The sequence below is a fragment of the Pseudomonas sp. TMW22089 genome (genome assembly GCF_022496645.1).
Classification (GTDB): domain Bacteria; phylum Pseudomonadota; class Gammaproteobacteria; order Pseudomonadales; family Pseudomonadaceae; genus Aquipseudomonas; species Aquipseudomonas paraversuta.
Genome location: NZ_SCFG01000012.1, coordinates 79,561 through 96,818, shown reverse-complemented (window position 1 = coordinate 96,818; position 17,258 = coordinate 79,561). Strand labels below are relative to the sequence as shown.

18 protein-coding genes are annotated in these 17,258 nt (G+C 58.9%); 11 read left to right on the top strand and 7 right to left on the bottom strand.

The window, feature by feature from the left end; genetic code table 11:
• Positions 1 to 19: 19 nt before the first annotated feature.
• Positions 20 to 2,371 carry a beta-galactosidase gene (locus EQV90_RS13655; RefSeq protein WP_160626859.1) on the bottom strand — a complete coding sequence of 784 codons (2,352 nt, stop codon included), beginning with the start codon at positions 2,369 to 2,371 and terminating at the stop codon, positions 20 to 22.
• Between the two features lie 93 nt (positions 2,372 to 2,464).
• Positions 2,465 to 4,609: an ATP-dependent DNA helicase DinG gene (gene dinG, locus EQV90_RS13650; protein WP_003443147.1), complete on the bottom strand. Its 2,145-nt coding sequence runs from the start codon at positions 4,607 to 4,609 to the stop codon at positions 2,465 to 2,467.
• 98 nt (positions 4,610 to 4,707) lie between these two features.
• Here dinG and EQV90_RS13645 point away from each other — a divergent pair, with 98 nt between their 5' ends.
• Entirely contained in the window at positions 4,708 to 5,172 is a 465-nt protein-coding gene (locus EQV90_RS13645) for a CopD family protein (protein ID WP_003443148.1), read from the top strand.
• Positions 5,173 to 5,241: 69 nt separating this feature from the next.
• Here EQV90_RS13645 and EQV90_RS13640 read toward each other — a convergent pair whose 3' ends face one another.
• The 3 genes from EQV90_RS13640 to EQV90_RS13630 all read right to left on the bottom strand — a co-directional run bounded on the left by EQV90_RS13640 (position 5,242) and on the right by EQV90_RS13630 (position 7,141).
• Positions 5,242 to 6,000, bottom strand: coding sequence for a hypothetical protein (locus tag EQV90_RS13640; RefSeq protein ID WP_003443149.1), 759 nt, complete (start codon positions 5,998 to 6,000; stop codon positions 5,242 to 5,244).
• Entirely contained in the window at positions 5,993 to 6,271 is a 279-nt protein-coding gene (locus EQV90_RS13635) for a DUF1145 domain-containing protein (RefSeq protein WP_029612262.1), read from the bottom strand. The genes EQV90_RS13640 and EQV90_RS13635 overlap by 8 nt, the downstream gene beginning before the upstream one ends.
• A 177-nt stretch (positions 6,272 to 6,448) precedes the next feature.
• On the bottom strand, positions 6,449 to 7,141 hold the full coding sequence (locus tag EQV90_RS13630) for an OmpA family protein (RefSeq protein WP_003443151.1): 693 nt from the start codon (positions 7,139 to 7,141) through the stop codon (positions 6,449 to 6,451).
• 154 nt (positions 7,142 to 7,295) lie between these two features.
• Here EQV90_RS13630 and EQV90_RS13625 point away from each other — a divergent pair, with 154 nt between their 5' ends.
• From EQV90_RS13625 to EQV90_RS13580, 10 genes are all read left to right on the top strand, one after another.
• Positions 7,296 to 7,793 carry a DUF6231 family protein gene (locus EQV90_RS13625; protein ID WP_003443152.1) on the top strand — a complete coding sequence of 166 codons (498 nt, stop codon included), beginning with the start codon at positions 7,296 to 7,298 and terminating at the stop codon, positions 7,791 to 7,793.
• A 4-nt stretch (positions 7,794 to 7,797) separates the two neighbouring features.
• Positions 7,798 to 8,274, top strand: coding sequence for a YchJ family protein (locus EQV90_RS13620; RefSeq protein WP_003443153.1), 477 nt, complete (start codon positions 7,798 to 7,800; stop codon positions 8,272 to 8,274).
• 20 nt (positions 8,275 to 8,294) lie between these two features.
• Entirely contained in the window at positions 8,295 to 8,780 is a 486-nt protein-coding gene (locus EQV90_RS13615; protein ID WP_240878225.1) for an LEA type 2 family protein, read from the top strand.
• A gap of 7 nt (positions 8,781 to 8,787) precedes the next feature.
• A complete protein-coding gene (locus EQV90_RS13610) occupies positions 8,788 to 9,003 on the top strand; it encodes an SEC-C metal-binding domain-containing protein (RefSeq protein WP_003443155.1) in 216 nt (71 codons plus the stop codon).
• Between the two features lie 230 nt (positions 9,004 to 9,233).
• The gene (locus EQV90_RS13605; RefSeq protein ID WP_240878224.1) at positions 9,234 to 11,696 is read left to right on the top strand and encodes a penicillin acylase family protein; all 2,463 of its coding nucleotides are present in this window, start codon (positions 9,234 to 9,236) and stop codon (positions 11,694 to 11,696) included.
• A 299-nt stretch (positions 11,697 to 11,995) separates the two neighbouring features.
• A complete protein-coding gene (locus EQV90_RS13600) occupies positions 11,996 to 12,778 on the top strand; it encodes a transporter substrate-binding domain-containing protein (protein ID WP_240878223.1) in 783 nt (260 codons plus the stop codon).
• 57 nt (positions 12,779 to 12,835) lie between these two features.
• Positions 12,836 to 13,564: an ABC transporter permease gene (locus tag EQV90_RS13595; RefSeq protein WP_003443159.1), complete on the top strand. Its 729-nt coding sequence runs from the start codon at positions 12,836 to 12,838 to the stop codon at positions 13,562 to 13,564.
• A complete protein-coding gene (locus EQV90_RS13590) occupies positions 13,561 to 14,271 on the top strand; it encodes an ABC transporter permease (RefSeq protein WP_240878222.1) in 711 nt (236 codons plus the stop codon). The genes EQV90_RS13595 and EQV90_RS13590 overlap by 4 nt, the downstream gene beginning before the upstream one ends.
• 9 nt (positions 14,272 to 14,280) lie before the next feature.
• Positions 14,281 to 15,402 (top strand): succinylglutamate desuccinylase/aspartoacylase family protein, encoded by a 1,122-nt coding sequence (locus EQV90_RS13585; RefSeq protein WP_240878221.1) that lies wholly within the window; start codon positions 14,281 to 14,283, stop codon positions 15,400 to 15,402.
• A gap of 7 nt (positions 15,403 to 15,409) precedes the next feature.
• Entirely contained in the window at positions 15,410 to 16,174 is a 765-nt protein-coding gene (locus EQV90_RS13580) for an ATP-binding cassette domain-containing protein (protein ID WP_240878220.1), read from the top strand.
• Between the two features lie 99 nt (positions 16,175 to 16,273).
• Here EQV90_RS13580 and EQV90_RS13575 read toward each other — a convergent pair whose 3' ends face one another.
• On the bottom strand, positions 16,274 to 16,474 hold the full coding sequence (locus EQV90_RS13575) for a hypothetical protein (protein WP_003443163.1): 201 nt from the start codon (positions 16,472 to 16,474) through the stop codon (positions 16,274 to 16,276).
• A gap of 94 nt (positions 16,475 to 16,568) precedes the next feature.
• Entirely contained in the window at positions 16,569 to 17,135 is a 567-nt protein-coding gene (gene dcd, locus EQV90_RS13570) for a dCTP deaminase (RefSeq protein ID WP_003443164.1), read from the bottom strand.
• Between the last annotated feature and the right edge of the window lie 123 nt (positions 17,136 to 17,258).

The following is a 17,258-nucleotide window of genomic DNA, read 5'->3' as shown; positions in this document are numbered from 1 at the left end:
CGCCGCCCGGTTTCGCAGATCAGTGACCTTTACCTGAATGACCGCCGGCATGGCCCGGGCCAGAGCTTCCAGCGCTGCCATCCTGAGGTGTATGCACCGGGGCTTTGGCGGCCTGGTCTGCAGCGACCTGGGCCTTGGCGGCCTCTTGGCCGAGTTGATCGAGGACCAGCAGGTTGGTTTTACGCACGCTGTCGACAAAGCCGGTAAACGGCAGGTCGGTGATACCGATCATGCCGAAGTGACCATTCTCGCCATCGAGTAAACGGCCGGTAACCGGCTGATCCAGGTACTGGAACCAGTGCACGCCGACAATCGACGGCTCAGCCACTGCCTGCTTGAGAAACCTGGCATAGGCCGGACCGCGGGCTTCTTCGCTGGCCACTTCGGTCATGCCGCCCCAGAACGGGCCGCGGTCGCGGGAGCCAAAGTTGAATTCAGTGATCATCACCGGCTTGTCCAGTTCGCGCAGTTTGGCGAAGTCATAACCGTCCTGCGGCTGCAGGGTATAGAAGTTGAAACTCAGTACGTCGCAATACTTGGCGCACGAGGCCACGGCTTCTGGTGTGCTCACGGCAAAGCGGCCGCCCAGCAGCAAGTGATTCGGGGCATGCCACTTCAGCGAGTCGGAAATGGTCTTGAAATAGGTATCGGCGAAGACCTTTTGGAAATACTGATAATCCGCTTCAATTTCCGGGTGCTCGGCGTTGGGCAGCGGCGCCTCGAAACCCGGGTCTTCCATTAGCTCCCACGCCGGGATATCGACACCCCAGGCTTTGGACAGGCCTTGCTGGTTACGGTACTTGTCGCGCAACTGCTTCAGAAATGCACGTTTGGCCGGTACGTCCGTGGTCAGCCGCAAGGTGCCCAGGGCCAGTGCATAGCGTGATGCCGGATCATTACCGGGGCCGGCCCAGGCCAGTTCGTTGTCCGCGAAATAACCGATCAGCCATGGGTCATCCCGATGGTCGCGGGCAGCAATCGCCACTGCGCGCTCGGTGGCCATGGCAAAGCGCGGGTCAAACGGATCGGGCATGCCGCCCCACCAGTCGGCACCCGTGCTGATGCTGGCGTAGTCACCGACTATCGACAGCGGCAAGGTGTAAGGCACCCGATCATTGAGCCCCAGTTCCGGATCGCTCCAGTTGCCGATGGTGTTAAAGCCCCAGGCTTGCAGGCGATCCAGGGCGTGTTCCTGCCAGCGCTTGGCATCAATAACTTGTGGCGCACATGGAATAACAGGCTCAGCCCCGGGGACTGTTTTGCCGGCGTCGCAAGGCTGCGCGTAAATCCGTTGCAGGTTGGCGCCATAGAAGTTGTACCAGCGGCCAACGTTGTAACCTCGCCCCTGCGCGGAACCGTTACCGTTGTTGCTGTTCGATGAACCGTAATAACCGGCCAGAGGCGCACCCTGCTCGGGCAGATCGGTGAACATCCACTCACGCCCGGCAACGTAGGTCTGGCTATCGTTGGCCGTCACGGCATTCAGGCCCAAGGAATAAAACGGATGGCCTTGCGGGGTCACCAGATTCCAGCGTCCATTGCGTTTTTCGGTGTAAAAAAAGCCGGTAGCCTTGAACCCCGGACCTTTGAGCGAACCGCCAAACTTGTCCTGATCCCCCCGTTTGGCCAGCCAGCCCTTGAGCAACTGCTGTTCTTTGGCAGCGGCGGCTTTGAGCTGTTCATCATTGGCCACTCGCTCCGGCCACTTGGCCCGGGTCGACTGGCCGTAGCCATCCACGATCGAGCCGTATACGGCCTTGATCACACCGGCATCATCCTGCACGCCAAAGCGTTCGAGCAAAATGCTTTGCGCGGCATTGGGTTGCGGGATGGACAAGGTGACCGATACCACCTGGCTGAGATCAATCGCACCTTGGGTGCTGGCCAGCAAGATACGTTGCCCGTCGACAGTCATCGGCATCGGCGGTCCCGCGCGCATACCCTGGCTGTACGGCGAATTCGCCTGCAACGGCAGTAACAGGGTTTGCGCCGGTCCCGCAGGTAAGTCGACCCGGCTGGTGAGGGTCTTGCCGTTATTGCTTTGCACGGTCACATCGAGGGTGAGCGCCCAGTTCATCGCATTCTGGATACGCAGGGTCATCATCCCCGACTGCGACCAGTCCCATGCGCCGGTTTGCGGCGTGAGACGCAGGCTTGGCGCAGCAGCCGGGTTAAAGGTCACGCGACGCAGCACTTCACCTTCCGCCGTTTGCTCCGCGTTGTATTGCGGCAAGCTCGCATCCACGGTCGCCACTTGCACCACATCGGCAGGGCGAACGAAGTTGAACAAGGTTTGTTGACCGGCAGGTGCCGCCAATAGCGGGGTCGTGACCAGCAACGCAAAAACAGCAGACAGCGAACGGCGAATCATATGGATCAGGTTCTCCCAAACGGCCGAAAACAGCCTGTGAGGTGTTGAAGAAACAGCATAGACAGCAAAGCCGGCAAAGACGCCGGCCCGGGCTTAAGAAATTTCGCGACGGAAAGGCGGCAAGGCGTTGAGGATGGCCTTGCCATAGCGCTGGGTGACCAGCCGCCGGTCGAGCAATGTAATGGTGCCGCGGTCCTGTTCGGTACGCAGCAGACGACCGCAGGCCTGAACCAGTTTGAGCGAAGCATCCGGCACCGAAATCTCCATGAACGGATTACCGCCCCGCGCTTCGATCCACTCGGCCAGCGCCGCTTCCACAGGATCATCAGGCACCGAAAACGGAATTTTGGCGATTACCACGTGCTCGCAATAGGCGCCGGGCAAATCGACCCCTTCGGCAAAACTGGCCAGGCCGAACAGCACGCTCGAGTCCCCGCCATCCACCCGTGCCTTGTGCTTGTTGAGGGTTTCCTGTTTCGACAGGTTGCCCTGGATAAACACCTGCTTGCGCCAGTCGCGCTCCAGACCGTCAAACACGTCCTGCATTTGCTTGCGCGAGGAAAACAGCACCAGCGTACCCCGCGAGCCTTCTACCAGAGCGGGCAAGTCGCGAATGATCGCCGCGGTATGGGCCACGGCATCCCGCGGGTCAGCCTTGAGGTCCGGCACCCGCAGGACACCGGCGTCGGCATGATGAAACGGACTCGGCACCACTGCCGTGACGGCGGCTTTGGGCAGCCCGGCACGCATGCGGAAACGGTCAAAGGTGCCCAGCGCGGTCAGGGTGGCCGATGTGACCAGGGCTCCGTAGGCCACGTTCCACAAGTTGCGACGGAGCATTTCCGCGGCAAGGATGGGGCTGGCATTGACCTCGATATCAAACAGCGAACCACTTTCAGCCAGGGTCATCCAGCGCGCCATGGGCGGGTTGTCCTCGGGATCTTCGGTGGTAAAAGCGGTCCATAACTCCCAGTTGCCCTGGGCGCGGGACAGCAGGCTGCCAAACAGCGGATACCATTCTTCGGCCTGGTTGCTGGTGATGCCAATATTGACCTCGCCGTCCATGCCGTCCTTGAGAATTTCTGTCAGACGGGTGAACAGGTCGGTCAGACGCGAAAAGCCTTTCTTCAGCTCGATCCCCATTTCACGCATGTGATCGGGGATCACGCCGCCGATAAAGCGATGACGCGGGCGCTCACGACCTTCAGGCTCTTCGCCCACTTTGAAGTCGGCCACCTGCTCACAGGCAGTGAACATGAACTGCTGCTGGGCCTTGATCTCTTTCGCCAGCTCCGGCACCTGCTCCAGCAAACGCCCCAGGTCACCCGGCAGCGGATGCTGGGCAAGCAGTTTGGTGAGATTTTTGGCCGTTTGCTCAAGCCAGTCGGCCGTTGAGCGCAAACGGGTGTAGTGGGCGAAATGGCCGATGGCCTTGTCCGGTAAATGGTGACCTTCGTCGAACACGTACAGCGTGTCGCGGGGGTCAGGCAGCACTGCACCGCCGCCCAGCGCCAGGTCCGCCAGAACCATGTCGTGGTTGGTGACAATCACGTCCACCTTGCTCATGCCTTCGCGAGCCTTGTAAAAGGCGCACTGGCCGAAGTTGGGGCAATGCCGGTTGGTGCACTGGCTGTGGTCGGTGGTCAGGCGCGCCCAGTCCTGGTCTTCCAGGGCTTGGGGCCAGCTGTCGCGGTCACCGTCCCATTTATTGCCGGCAAGCTTCTCGATCATGCTGGTGAACAGCTTCTGACTGGCCTCATCCACTTCGATCTTGAAGCCTTCTTCCTCGAACAGCTGCGCCGTCGCGGTTTGCGCGTGGCCTTCTTGCAGCAGCATGTCGAGTTTGGACAGACACATATAACGCCCGCGGCCTTTGGCCAGCGCAAAGCTGAAATTCAGCCCGCTGTTACGCATAAGGTCGGGGAGGTCTTTATAGACGATCTGCTCTTGCAGGGCCACGGTCGCCGTGGCGATAACCAGACGCTTGCCGGCGGCCTTGGCCGTAGGGATGGCGGCCAGGCTATAGGCGACAGTCTTGCCGGTACCGGTGCCGGCCTCGACGGCGACCACAGCCGGTTCGCCACTGCGGTGGCCTTCTTCATCGGTATCGATATCGCCCAGCACTTTGGCCACTTCGGCGATCATCAAACGCTGGCCGTAGCGTGGTTTGAGGCTCTTGGCTTCGAGAAAACGCGAGTAAGCGCCCTGGATCTGGGATTTTAGTTCGTTACTAATCATGGTTCTTCGGGCGCGAGAAACGCTGGATAAATTTTCAGTGGTTCGAATGGCCGCTATCATACCCCGCTAATTCATCCTGCGCCGCACGGAGTACCCCAATGACCGCCTTTAGCCTCGCCTACAGCCTGCATTTACTGGCCGCCCTGATCTGGGTGGGAGGGATGTTTTTTGCCTGGATGATCCTGCGCCCGGCAGCTGTGACGGCCCTTGAAGGCCCTGTGCGGTTAAAACTGTGGGTAGAAGTGTTTCAACGGTTTTTTGTCTGGGTATGGCTGGCGGTGGTGATTTTGCCGATAAGCGGTGTAGGGCTGCTGCAGATGCGCTTCAGCGGTTTCGAAACCGCCCCGCGTTATGTCCAGATAATGATGGGCTTGTACATTGTGATGGTGGCGCTGTTTATCCGGATTCAGTCTCTGCAACTGCCGGAGTTGCGCAAAGCCGTGCAGGACCAGCAGTGGGCCGCAGGTGCGGCGGTCATGGGCCGGATCAGACGCCTGGTGGGATGTAACTTGATCGTAGGGCTGGTGCTGGTAGCCATTGCGGCGGCCCGCCCCATGTTTTAAGGGCTGCCCCGCCCTGCCGGGAGGCCGGGCTTCCCGGCAGGGCTCTAGATCAAAGGTGGCGCATTACCGTTACAAGCGCTCAATGGTCACCATGCCGGCGGCTCCGGCATCGCCCGGTTGTCCGGCCAGCCCCGGGCGACCGGATTTTCCGCCGTCGGTACGGTACACAATGCAACCCTTGGATTTGCCACCAGCGCCCGCACGCCCGGCTTCGCCCGGCTTGCCCCCTGCCCCGCCATCCACCCGCACGCTGATCAGCTCCGCCGGGTAGTCGCGCGGCAGTTCAACCCGTACCCGTGCACCCGCAGCACCCGCCTGACCATTACCTCCGTCGTCGCCATTGGCCCCGGCACCCGCCGCACCCCAGGTACAACCCGGCGCCTGGCCATTACCACCATCAAGCCCGGAAAAACCCGGCGCACCCGTGCCGCCACGGGCATCAATGAGCAATTGCGGTGCTTGCAGCGATTCAATCCGTACACTCAGATCCCGTGCCGCTCGGGCAGGCTTTTCAAAGGTGCCCGGAGCCCCTCGGGCATTGATTTGACTGCCTTCGTCAAATTCGGCCCGGCCAACGCGCAGCTCGATGCCAGGCTCGGCAGGCACCAGGGTGATGCGCGCCTCGCGCCCTAGGTGCAACTGGTCGATGTCGACCCGGGTGACGCCAGCGGGAATCAGCAGCGTGCCGTAGTCCGCCACTTCGAGTTTTTCCAGCTGCAACACACTGGCGTTACCCGGCAGGCGCATCAGAGAGTTGGCTTGCACCATGACCACGTCGGCATGGGCAAAAGGGCTGCACAAGGCGGCCAACAGACAAAGTTTACGCATGGCTGTCGTCTCGCTTTGAAGAAGTACCAAGGGTTTGCACGTGAAGGATTCCAACCAGAAGGATGTAAAGGCGATCACGCCAAGGGTGCGGACGGTCCCGCAGACTGCTGTTGAACAACAGCAATTCAAGTACATGGGTCAGCAGTAACAGACTGCCAGCCAGATTAATCAGTAAATCGAGCGGGTTGATCAGCGGCTTGTAAATGTTGCTCAGCGCAATCCCCCAGAACAACAGCATCAACACTTTCCCCAGCCCCCTAAGTACCTGCATACCCCTGCCCTTTTATGTTTTTCTTTGAGCGCACATTAACGGCTTGCAGGAGGCCGGCGCCAGTGAACCTTGCAAAAAAACAGACCGGGGTTGATTGGTCTGATCAAACCCGGGCGCCCTGCAGACCTTGAAGATATCGTTCTGGCTTGAGGCTTTCGCCAGAGCGCCGAGGCCGGTTTAACGAATGATTTTTATCTCGGTACGACGGTTCAGGGCACGGCCCTCCGGGGTTTGATTACTGGCCACCGGATTCGACTCACCGGCGCCGGCCACGGATACGAACTGGCTGCGTGGTATACCGCTGCTGATCAGGTACTCGACCACAGAGTGCGCGCGCTCTTTGGACAGTTTGAGGTTGTAAGCTTCCTTGCCCACGCTGTCGGTATAGCCTGTGACTTTAAGCTGAGCATTGGCCGCGTCTTTTTTCAGCCGCGTCGCAATCACATTGAGTTTTTCCTTGTCGGCGGCCGTCAGCCTGGCCGAATTGAACTCGAAGTGAACATCACGTACCACGATGGTTTCTTCTTTAACTATCACCACCTCTTCAACCACCACAACCGCCACTATCGGGCAGCCTGCGGCATCGACCTTCACCCCTTTCGGAGTGTTCGGACATTGGTCACGGCTGTCCGGAACTCCGTCGCCATCCGCGTCGCCATCGCCGTGCACCCAGCAGTAAGCCGCGGCCATGCCGGCACCGAATACCGCACCGCCGCCCGCCCAGGCGGTACTGTTTATCGCCCCTAGCGCCGCTCCGCCAACGCCACCTACAGCAGCACAGGTAGGCCAGTCGGTTTTTTGCAAACCGGCGCAACCCGTTAATACACTGGTGAGAACAATCAAAGGTACGGCTGTCCTGATGATGCTCATATGGGGTCTCTCCTGGGGGTCGGCATTGGGCCGATGCCCCGAAAGTAAAGACCGCGCCGGGGTTATGCGCCAGCAAAGGCAATGCACGGACAAGTGCCCACTAGGCCCCGGGGCTTCAGCACGCTAGTCTTGGGGCTCTGATTGAGGACTTTCGATGACGTCTGGTATTTCTACCCGTACACCCCAGCAAGCACTGGCGGCGCTGCTTGAGCGTTCTGCGCCACAACGCCTGCTCGTGGTCGGCGCCAGCCAGTTTCCGGCGCTGGCAGCTTTTGCACAGACTCACCCCGAAGTTGTTGTCGCCCACGCGGCCCCCGGGGCTTTACCGGCAGAACTGGCCGCACAGCGCTTTGACCTGGCCCTGGTGATCGACTGTCTGGAACATCTGCCCAAGCGCGAAGGGCTGGAACTACTGGGCGGAATTCGCAACCTGAACGCCAGCCGCATTGCAGTGCTGGCGGATCTGAGTGCCTGTAACTGGAAGGACACCGATTTCTTTTCGCTTGCCCTGCAAAGCAGTGAGCGTTTTCAGCGCGATGAACAGGTACTGACCCTGTTCACTTACGATTTGCGCGAGTACAAACAAGTACCCGACTGGCTGAATGCCAGATTCTGGGCCAATCCGGAAAATTTTGGCAAATATTGGTGGTAAGCCGATGAGTACATCCATTTGCCCTTGTGGCAGCGGCAACTTGCTCGACGCCTGCTGCGGGCACTATCACGCCGGACACCCGGCCCCAAGCGCAGAAACGCTGATGCGTTCGCGTTACAGCGCCTATGTCCTGGGCTTGATTGATTATCTGGTCAGTACCACGCTGCCAATACAGCAGGCCGGCCTCGATTGTCAGTCCATTGGCGACTGGAGCGCGCAAAGCACCTGGCTGGGACTGGAAGTTGAAAGCAGCGAAGTTTTCGGCGGTCAACCCGAACATGCCTTTGTGACCTTTACTGCACGCTGGCACGATGCCAACGGCGAACATAGTCATCGCGAGCAGTCATCATTTGTACAAAGTGCTGGACGCTGGTACTTCATTGATCCCACAGTGCCACTTAAGGTCGGGCGAAATGATGCCTGCCCTTGCGCCAGCGGATTCAAGTTCAAAAAGTGCTGCGCCAGCTATCTGGGCAACTGAGACAAAAGAGGAATTAAGGAATGGATTCTCGGGCTCGAATAACAAGAACAATTGCCCTGATGATGATTCTGGCGCTGTCGGGTTGCGCCTCCTGGTTTGACTCGGGTGAAAAAGACCCGGACGTACATCTGGTGCGCGTAGAGCTGGTCAAGGCCAAAATGCTGGAGCAGCGCTTCAAACTGTACTTTCGGATCGACAACCCCAACGACTCGACGCTGACCGTACGCGGCCTGACCTACAGGATTCAGCTGGACGCCATAAAACTGGCCGAGGGGGAGTACAGCCAGTGGTTCAGCGTCGAGGCAAAAAGCCACGCCGTGCTCGTGGTGCCGGTGCGCACCAACCTGTGGCCGCAGGTGCGCCCGCTGATCAAATTGCTTGAATCTCCTGAGCAACCCATCCCCTATCGGCTGGATGGCACATTGGAGACCGGCCTTTTCTACGGTAACGAAGTGCACCTGACCCGCAAAGGCGAGATAATCCCTGCCGATTTTATTCCAGAGTGATTGAGTAATGACCCAACAACCCCACGTTCATGGCCCGGACTGCAACCACGATCATGAGCAGCATGATCACGCCCATGACCACCACGACCACGGTCACGTACATGGCCCTCATTGCGGCCACGCGCCCCAAGAGCCCGTGCGCAACGAACTGAAAGACGTTGGCCGCAACGATCCGTGCCCATGCGGCAGCAGCAAAAAATTCAAGAAGTGCCACGGCGCCTGATAGTTTCCAGGCTGCTTGTACACGCCGCACCTGCCTTGGGCACGTGCGGCGTGTTTGTTTGTGGCCCTGCAAAGTTGCCCTGTCCCGGCAAAACTTTCATCCGCAGGTAAAACTGGCCGGGCGCACTGAACACAGCCCCTCTGGAACCCTTTGAGATAGCGCTTGCGCGGCGTCATCGGCCTCACTAACGTAGCGCCTTTCGATGACATTCCCCCCGCAGGAGCTTTGCCATGGCCTCGCCAGCCCTTACACATTTCTTACCCCGGTTCGGCGTTGCCGCGGCAGTGGTCGGCCTGCTGGGCCTGACTGGTTGCCAGATAAACAACCACTCCTCAGAAAGCCTGGTCCCGACCTCCGGTGTACAGCCGCTTAAAGGCCTGGCGCAGAATGTGTCTGTACGCCGTAACAGTCAGGGCATGCCGCTGATCGAAAGCAGCAGCTTTCATGACGCCCTGTTCACCCTTGGTTACGTGCACGCCAGCGACCGCATCAGCCAGATGGTCCGTTTACGCTTGCTGGCCCAGGGCCGGCTGGCTGAGTTGAACGGCGCCGATGCACTGGACAGCGACCGGTTGATGCGCAGCGTTAACCTGAAAAAGAACGCTGGCGAGCTCTATAAAAGCGCTTCGCCACGGCTAAAGAAATTCTTTGAGGTGTACGCCCGCGGGGTCAACGCCTACCTGTTCCGTTATCGCGACAAGCTCCCGGCCGATCTGGCGCAAGCCGGCTATAAAATCGAGTACTGGAAGCCTGAAGATTCAGCGCTGATTTTCAGCCTGCTGAACTTCTCCATGTCGGTCAATTTGCAGGAAGAGCTCAATTCGTTGGTCCTGGCGCAAAAAGCCGGTACCGCCAAGCTGCCCTGGCTGACGCCGACCTACCCCAATGAAGCCCTGGCCACAGGCGAAGCAGACAAACTCAAAGGATTGATCCCGGGCAGCCAGTTGCCTGGATTAAGCGCTGTGACCCAGGCCCTTGAACAAGTCACTCGCTTGAGTCTGCCCGGAGTCACGGCGTCGAGCGACTGGGCGATTGGCCCGCAGCGCAGCCGCAGCGGCAAAAGCCTGCTGGCCAACGACATCCACCAGCCCATCGGTGTGCCTTCGGCCTGGAGCTATGTGCAAATACGCGCACCTAAATATCAGGCCGCAGGTGCTTCCATCGCCGGCTTGCCAACCCTGTTTTCCGGGTTCAACGGCAAGGTAGCCTGGGGCATGAGCATGGCCATGGGTGATAACCAGGATGTATTCCTGGAAAAACTCAAGCGTCAGGGCAACAGCCTGTATTACCTGGCTGACGGCAAATGGCTGCCCGCAACCGTGCGTAACGAGACCTTTTTCGTCAAAGGTCAGCGCCCGATTCGTCAAACCATTTACGAAACGCGCCACGGACCGTTGCTCAACAGTTCCTGGAGCACTGCGGCCGATTTAAACGCCAGCCTGGGCCTGGCGTTACAAACCCCCGACTTGAAGGGCGACAAAACCCTTGATGCCTTTTTCGACCTGTCCCGCGCCCAGGACAGTGAGAAAGCCTCTGATGCCAGCCGCGAGATCCGCGCTGTGGCGCTGAATTTGTTGTACGCAGATGCGAACCACATTGGCTGGCAAGTGACCGGGCTATACCCCAACCGCCGCGAAGGCCTTGGCCTGTTCCCCTCGCCGGGCTGGGACGGCCGCTACGACTGGGACGGCTACGCCGATCCGATGCTGCATCCCTACGACCAGGACCCGGCACAAGGCTGGCTGGGGACGGCCAACCAGCGCACCGCTGCCTATGGCTACGGCATGCAGCTGTCCAACTCGTGGTTATCCCCGGAGCGCAGCGAGCGCCTTGCGCAGTTGGCCGGCAGTGGCAAACAGGACGCTCGCAGCATGATCGCGATGCAGTACGACCAGACCACCCTGTTCGCTGCCAAATTAAAAACCATGTTTACTGCTCCCGGCATGGCGCAGCCGCTGAAGCAGGCGATCGCCGCCTTGCCTGCGGCTGATCAGGGCAAGGCCCGCGAGGCCCTTGGCCGGTTAATGGCGTTTGACGGCAAACTCGGGCCGGCCTCGGCGGATGCCGCGCTGTACGAACTGTTCTTGCAAGAAAGCACCAGGCAGATCTTCCTGGATGAGCTCGGGCCAGAAACCAGTGCCAGCTGGAAGGCCTTTATCGCCAACGGCGGGCTGTCGTACTCGGCACAGGCCGATCACTTGCTTGGGCGCGAGGACAGCCCGTTCTGGGACGACATTCGCACCCCGCAAAAAGAAGATAAACCAACCATTCTGGCCCGCAGCCTGGCAGCCGCCATCAACGCCGGCGACAGCTTGATGGGCGCTGATCACAAGGCCTGGCAGTGGGGAAAATTGCATTACTACCTGTGGCGCAATGCCGATGGCCAGACTGTGCGTGGCCCCGTTGCGGCTGGCGGCGACCAGAGCACCCTGAATATCGCGGCTTACAACGTTGGCGGTAGCAGCTTCGAGACCACGCTGATCCCGGCCATGCGCATGATCGTCGACTTCGGTCAGATTGAACCGATGATGGGCCAAAACAGCACCGGACAGTCCAGCAACCCCGCCAGTCCACATTACACCGATGGCATCGATCCCTGGCTCAAGGGCCAGTACATCAGCTTCCCGATGCAACCGCAGAACTTCGACAAGGTGTACGGCAAGACCCGCTTGACCCTGGTTCCCGGCAAATAAAACGCTGTAAGCGGTTAATGCCATTGCCGGCTCCCACAGACTGAGTGCCACCGCACAATCCGGTCTGTGGGAGCAAACCTGCCAACTCCCACAGATAAAACTGGCCGCGCACTGTTTGTGTGCGCACGTTTTATCACGCGCTTTTTTCGGGCACTGGCCGTCGCTTGACTGGCCTGCCTCACCCTTTAATCCACCCCCTGTCCCACTGTGGTTCGGAACTTGCTACTTCTGACCTGACGTAGCACTCCAGTAGCAGTCATCACGCGCCACAAGCGCCCATTGGTTTTAGGGATTGAATAATGAAAAAAGCATTTCTGGTCCTCTCTGCACTGACTTTATCCATGGCAGCAGGCACCGCATTGGCCAAAGACTATAAAGAGCTGCGTTTCGGGGTCGATCCGTCTTATGCACCGTTTGAATCCAAGGCCGCCGATGGCAGCCTGGTGGGCTTCGATATCGATCTGGGGAATGCCATCTGCGCCGAGCTGAAAGTGAAATGCAAATGGGTCGAAACCGATTTCGACGGCACCATTCCCGGGCTTAAAGCCAACAAATTCGATGGTGTGATCTCGTCCATGACCGTGACCCCGGCCCGGGAAAAGGTCATCGATTTCTCTAACGAACTGTTCTCCGGCCCAACCGCGCTGGTGTTCAAAAAGGGCGCGGGGCTGGACGCCACACCTGAATCGCTGAAGGGCAAAAAGGTCGGTTATGAGCAAGGCACCATCCAGGAGGCCTATGCCAAGGCAGTGCTGGACAAGGCCGGGGTTACCACTCAGGCCTATGCCAACCAGGATCAAGTGTATGCCGACCTGACTTCAGGCCGTCTGGATGCATCGATCCAGGACATGCTGCAAGCCGAACTGGGCTTTTTGAAAATCCCGCAAGGCGCTGATTACGAAGTCAGCAAGCCCGTGGACAGCGAGTTGCTACCGGCCAAAACTGCGATCGGCCTGAAAAAAGGTAACAAAGATCTACAAGACCTTTTGAACAAAGGTATCAAAGCGTTACACGACGATGGCAGCTACGCCACGATCCAGAAAAAACACTTTGGCGATTTGAATCTGTACAGCGGCAAATAACGCCCTGGCGCCCACACTTGGGTGGGCGCTTTTTTGACTGCCATAGGTTCAATTCAGATGTTTGAAAACCTTTTACAGAACCTTGGGCTTGCGAATTTCAGCCTGCAGGGTTTCGGTCCGCTGCTGCTGCAAGGCACGTGGATGACTCTCAAATTGGCAGTGCTGTCACTGGCAGTGAGCGTACTGCTCGGACTGCTCGGCGCCAGCGCCAAACTCTCCAGCCACAGGCTGCTGCGTGTGCCTGCCCAGCTCTACACCACCCTGATTCGCGGGGTACCTGACCTGGTACTGATGCTGCTGATTTTTTACAGCCTGCAAACCTGGCTCACCAACTTTACGGATGCGATGGACTGGGAATACATCGAAATCAATCCGTTCAGTGCTGGTGTCATAACCCTGGGTTTTATCTACGGCGCTTATTTCACAGAAACCTTTCGCGGCGCGATCCTCTCCGTCCCCCGCGGCCAGATCGAAGCAGCTACCGCCTATGGCCTCAAACGCGGCCAGCGGTTCCGATTTGTGGTTTTCCCGCAGATGATGCGCTTCGCCCTTCCGGGCATTGGCAACAACTGGATGGTGATGCTCAAGGCCACTGCGCTGGTGTCGATCATCGGGCTGGCCGACCTGGTCAAGGCGGCTCAGGATGCGGGCAAAAGTACCTACCAGTTGTTTCTGTTTCTGGTCATCGCCGCACTTATTTATCTGGCGATCACCAGCGCCTCGAACTTTGTTTTACGCCGCCTTGAACGCCACTACGGCGCGGGCGCCCGAGAGGCAGTGCGATGATTGAGTTACTACAAGAGTACTGGCGACCGTTCCTCTACAGCGACGGCTACCACATCACCGGCCTGGCGATGACATTGTGGCTACTGAGCGCATCCCTGGTGATTGGCTTTGTACTGTCTATTCCGCTGTCCGTGGCACGGGTTTCATCCAGACGCTGGGTGCGCTGGCCGGTGCAGCTCTACACCTGGCTGTTTCGTGGCACCCCGCTGTATATCCAGTTGCTTATTTGTTACACCGGGATCTACAGCATCGAGGCAGTCCGTGCTCAGCCCGAACTCAATGCATTCTTTCGGGACGCCATGAACTGCACGATTCTGGCGTTTGCCCTCAATACCTGTGCCTACACCACGGAAATCTTTGCCGGTTCCATTCGCAGCATGGCCCATGGCGAAGTGGAAGCGGCCAAAGCCTATGGTCTTGACGGCTGGAAACTCTATGCCTACATCATTCTGCCTTCGGCCTTGCGCCGCTCATTGCCGTATTACAGCAATGAGGTGATTCTGATGTTGCACTCGACCACCGTGGCCTTTACCGCAACTATCCCCGATGTACTGAAAGTTGCGCGGGACGCAAACTCGGCGACCTTTCTGACGTTCCAGTCCTTCGGGATCGCGGCCATCATCTACTTGTGCGTTACCTTTTTGTTGGTCGGTTTATTCCGCCTGGCGGAGCGCCGCTGGTTAGCCTTTCTCGGCCCTGCACACTAGGATTTTTCCATGCAGCGACATCAAACCCATCCCTTGCTGGCCCCCGTCCCGGGCACCGAACGGCATATTCACAGCTTCCACTACGGCCCCTCGAAGCCACAGGGCAAGGTCTACATTCAGGCCTCGCTGCATGCCGACGAGTTGCCCGGCATGCTGGTGGCCTGGCACCTGAAGCAACATCTGGCAGCCCTGGAAAGTGCTGGCCGGTTGCGCAGCGAAATCGTGCTGGTGCCAGTGGCCAATCCGGCGGGACTGGAGCAAGTCTTGATGGACATCCCGCTGGGCCGGTATGAACTGGAAAGCGGGCAAAATTTCAATCGCAACTTTCTGGATCTAAGTACACAGATCGGTGATGAACTTGAGGGTTTGTTAAACCAGGACCCCTTGTACAACCGGCAACTGATCCGTCGTCACCTGCGTGAAGCGCTGGGGGCACAAACCGCGACAACGCAACTGCAGTCGCAACGGCTGACCCTCCAGACACTGGCCTGCGACGCCGATCTGGTGCTGGACCTGGACTGTGATTTCGAGGCCGTGGCGCACCTGTACACCACGCCCGAGGCCTGGCCACAGGTCGAGCCGCTGGCACGCTATCTCGGCGCCCAGGCCAGCCTGCTGGCGACCGATTCCGGCGGCTTGTCATTCGATGAGTGTTTCACGCTGCTGTGGTGGCAGTTACAACAACGCTTTGGACATGACTTCGCCATGCCACAGGGCAGTGTTTCCGTCACCGTCGAATTGCGCGGCCAAGGCGATGTCAGCCATGCCCTGGCCGAGCAGGACTGCCAGGCGCTGCTCGATTATCTGATCGGGTTTGGCGCCATCGAGGGAACCACCGGAGTGCTTCCCCCGCTGCTCTACCCCGCGACCCCGCTGGCAGGTGTCGAACCCGTCATGACGCCGGCCGGGGGAATTCTGGTGTTTTGTGCCAGCCCCGGAGATTACCTGCAGGCGGGCCAATTGATTGCCGAGGTCATTGACCCTGTCAGCGACCGGCTGACCCCGGTTTATTGCACCACTGCAGGCCTGCTCTATGCCCGCTCATTGCGGCGCATGGCCACCGCCGGGATGGTCATCGCCCATGTTGCCGGGCAGCAAGCCTATCGCAGCGGCTATCTTCTTTCCCCTTGAGGTCAGCATGTTCAAACTTACCGTCGAAGGCCTGCATAAAAAATATGGCACCAACGAAGTGCTCAAGGGCGTGTCACTCAAGGCTAAAACCGGGGATGTCATCTGCCTGATCGGGGCCAGCGGCTCCGGCAAAAGCACCTTTTTGCGCTGTATCAACTTTCTTGAAACCCCCAACGACGGAACCATGACCCTTGATGGTCAGTTGATTCGTATGGTCAGCGACAAACAAGGTATGCGAGTGGCCGATGATGACCAGTTGCAACGCTTGCGCACCCGCCTGGCCATGGTGTTTCAGCACTTCAACCTGTGGAGCCACATGACGGTGCTGGAAAACATCACCCTCGCGCCGCGCCGGGTGCTGGGGGTCATCAAAAAAGACGCTGAAGAGCGGGCTCACCGCTATCTGGACAAGGTCGGCCTGCCTGCCCGTGTTGCCGATCAATACCCTGCATTTCTGTCCGGCGGCCAGCAACAGCGCGTGGCTATTGCCCGGGCACTGGCGATGGAACCGGAAGTCATGCTGTTCGACGAACCCACTTCGGCGCTGGATCCTGAGCTGGTTGGGGAAGTCTTGCGGGTGATTCAGGGCCTGGCCGAGGAAGGCCGCACCATGATCATGGTGACCCACGAGATGAACTTCGCACGCAAAGTGGCGAGCCAGGTGATGTTCTTGCATCAAGGCCTGGTGGAAGAACAGGGCACACCACAGGAGGTGCTGGATAATCCCAAAAGCGAGCGCTTGCGTCAGTTCCTCAGCGGAAATCTGAAATAGGCCATCCCTTGATTGGCATTCATGCCCTGCCAGCCAGGCTCTGCGCCTGGCCATTGCACGGCAAAGGGCTAGCGGGGGCGCAAGGTAACCTGCCCGCGATCAGGCTACTGGCGCGGGTGGAGGCTCATCCGGAATGGTAGGTACGCCCGGCTCGGTCGGTAGCGGGGTATCAGGGTCTGGCTGACCGGGAATGCCACCTGCCTGCACCTGGGGTTGAGCCAGCAGCGACCAGGCCAGCAAGCCCACCTGGTTAGGCTCAAGACTGGCCAGCTGGGCGCGGATACTCGGATCGATCTTCATAGGGCAACTCCTGAGCGATAAACCGGCCCGCTGGGTGCGTGACCGGAAATACACTCAATAGAGTATCAATTCGCCCAGGAATTCCCTCAGCTCGTCAGGTGCGGGGCAAGGTTACGCCGCGCTGACCCTGATATTTGCCGCCACGGTCCTTGTACGACACTTCACACTCTTCATCCGACTCGAAGAACAGCATCTGCGCCACGCCTTCGTTGGCGTAGATTTTGGCGGGCAGCGTGGTGGTGTTGGAGAACTCCAGCGTGACGTGGCCTTCCCACTCCGGCTCAAGCGGCGTCACGTTAACGATGATCCCGCAACGGGCGTAGGTGCTTTTACCCAGGCAGATGGTCAGCACGTTGCGCGGGATACGGAAGTATTCAACCGTACGGGCAAGGGCAAAGGAGTTCGGCGGAATGATGCACACATCGCTGGTGACATCGACAAAGCTGCCTTCATCGAAGTTCTTTGGATCAACGGTGGCCGAATTGATGTTGGTGAACACCTTGAATTCGTTTGCGCAACGAACGTCGTAGCCGTAGCTCGACACACCGTAGGAAATCAGGCGGTTTTCGCCTTCGCCACGCACCTGACGCTCGACGAAAGGTTCGATCATGCCGTGTTCTTGCGCCATGCGGCGAATCCACTTGTCTGGTTTGATGCTCATGGCGGGAGTCCTGAATAGCGAGGTAGAAAAATTCTGTCGGGCATCTTACCGCCCCCCAAGGCCCGGTTCAAAAGTCTGGGACAAAAATATCGAAAATAGCTGCACAACCCCTGAATACAGGCT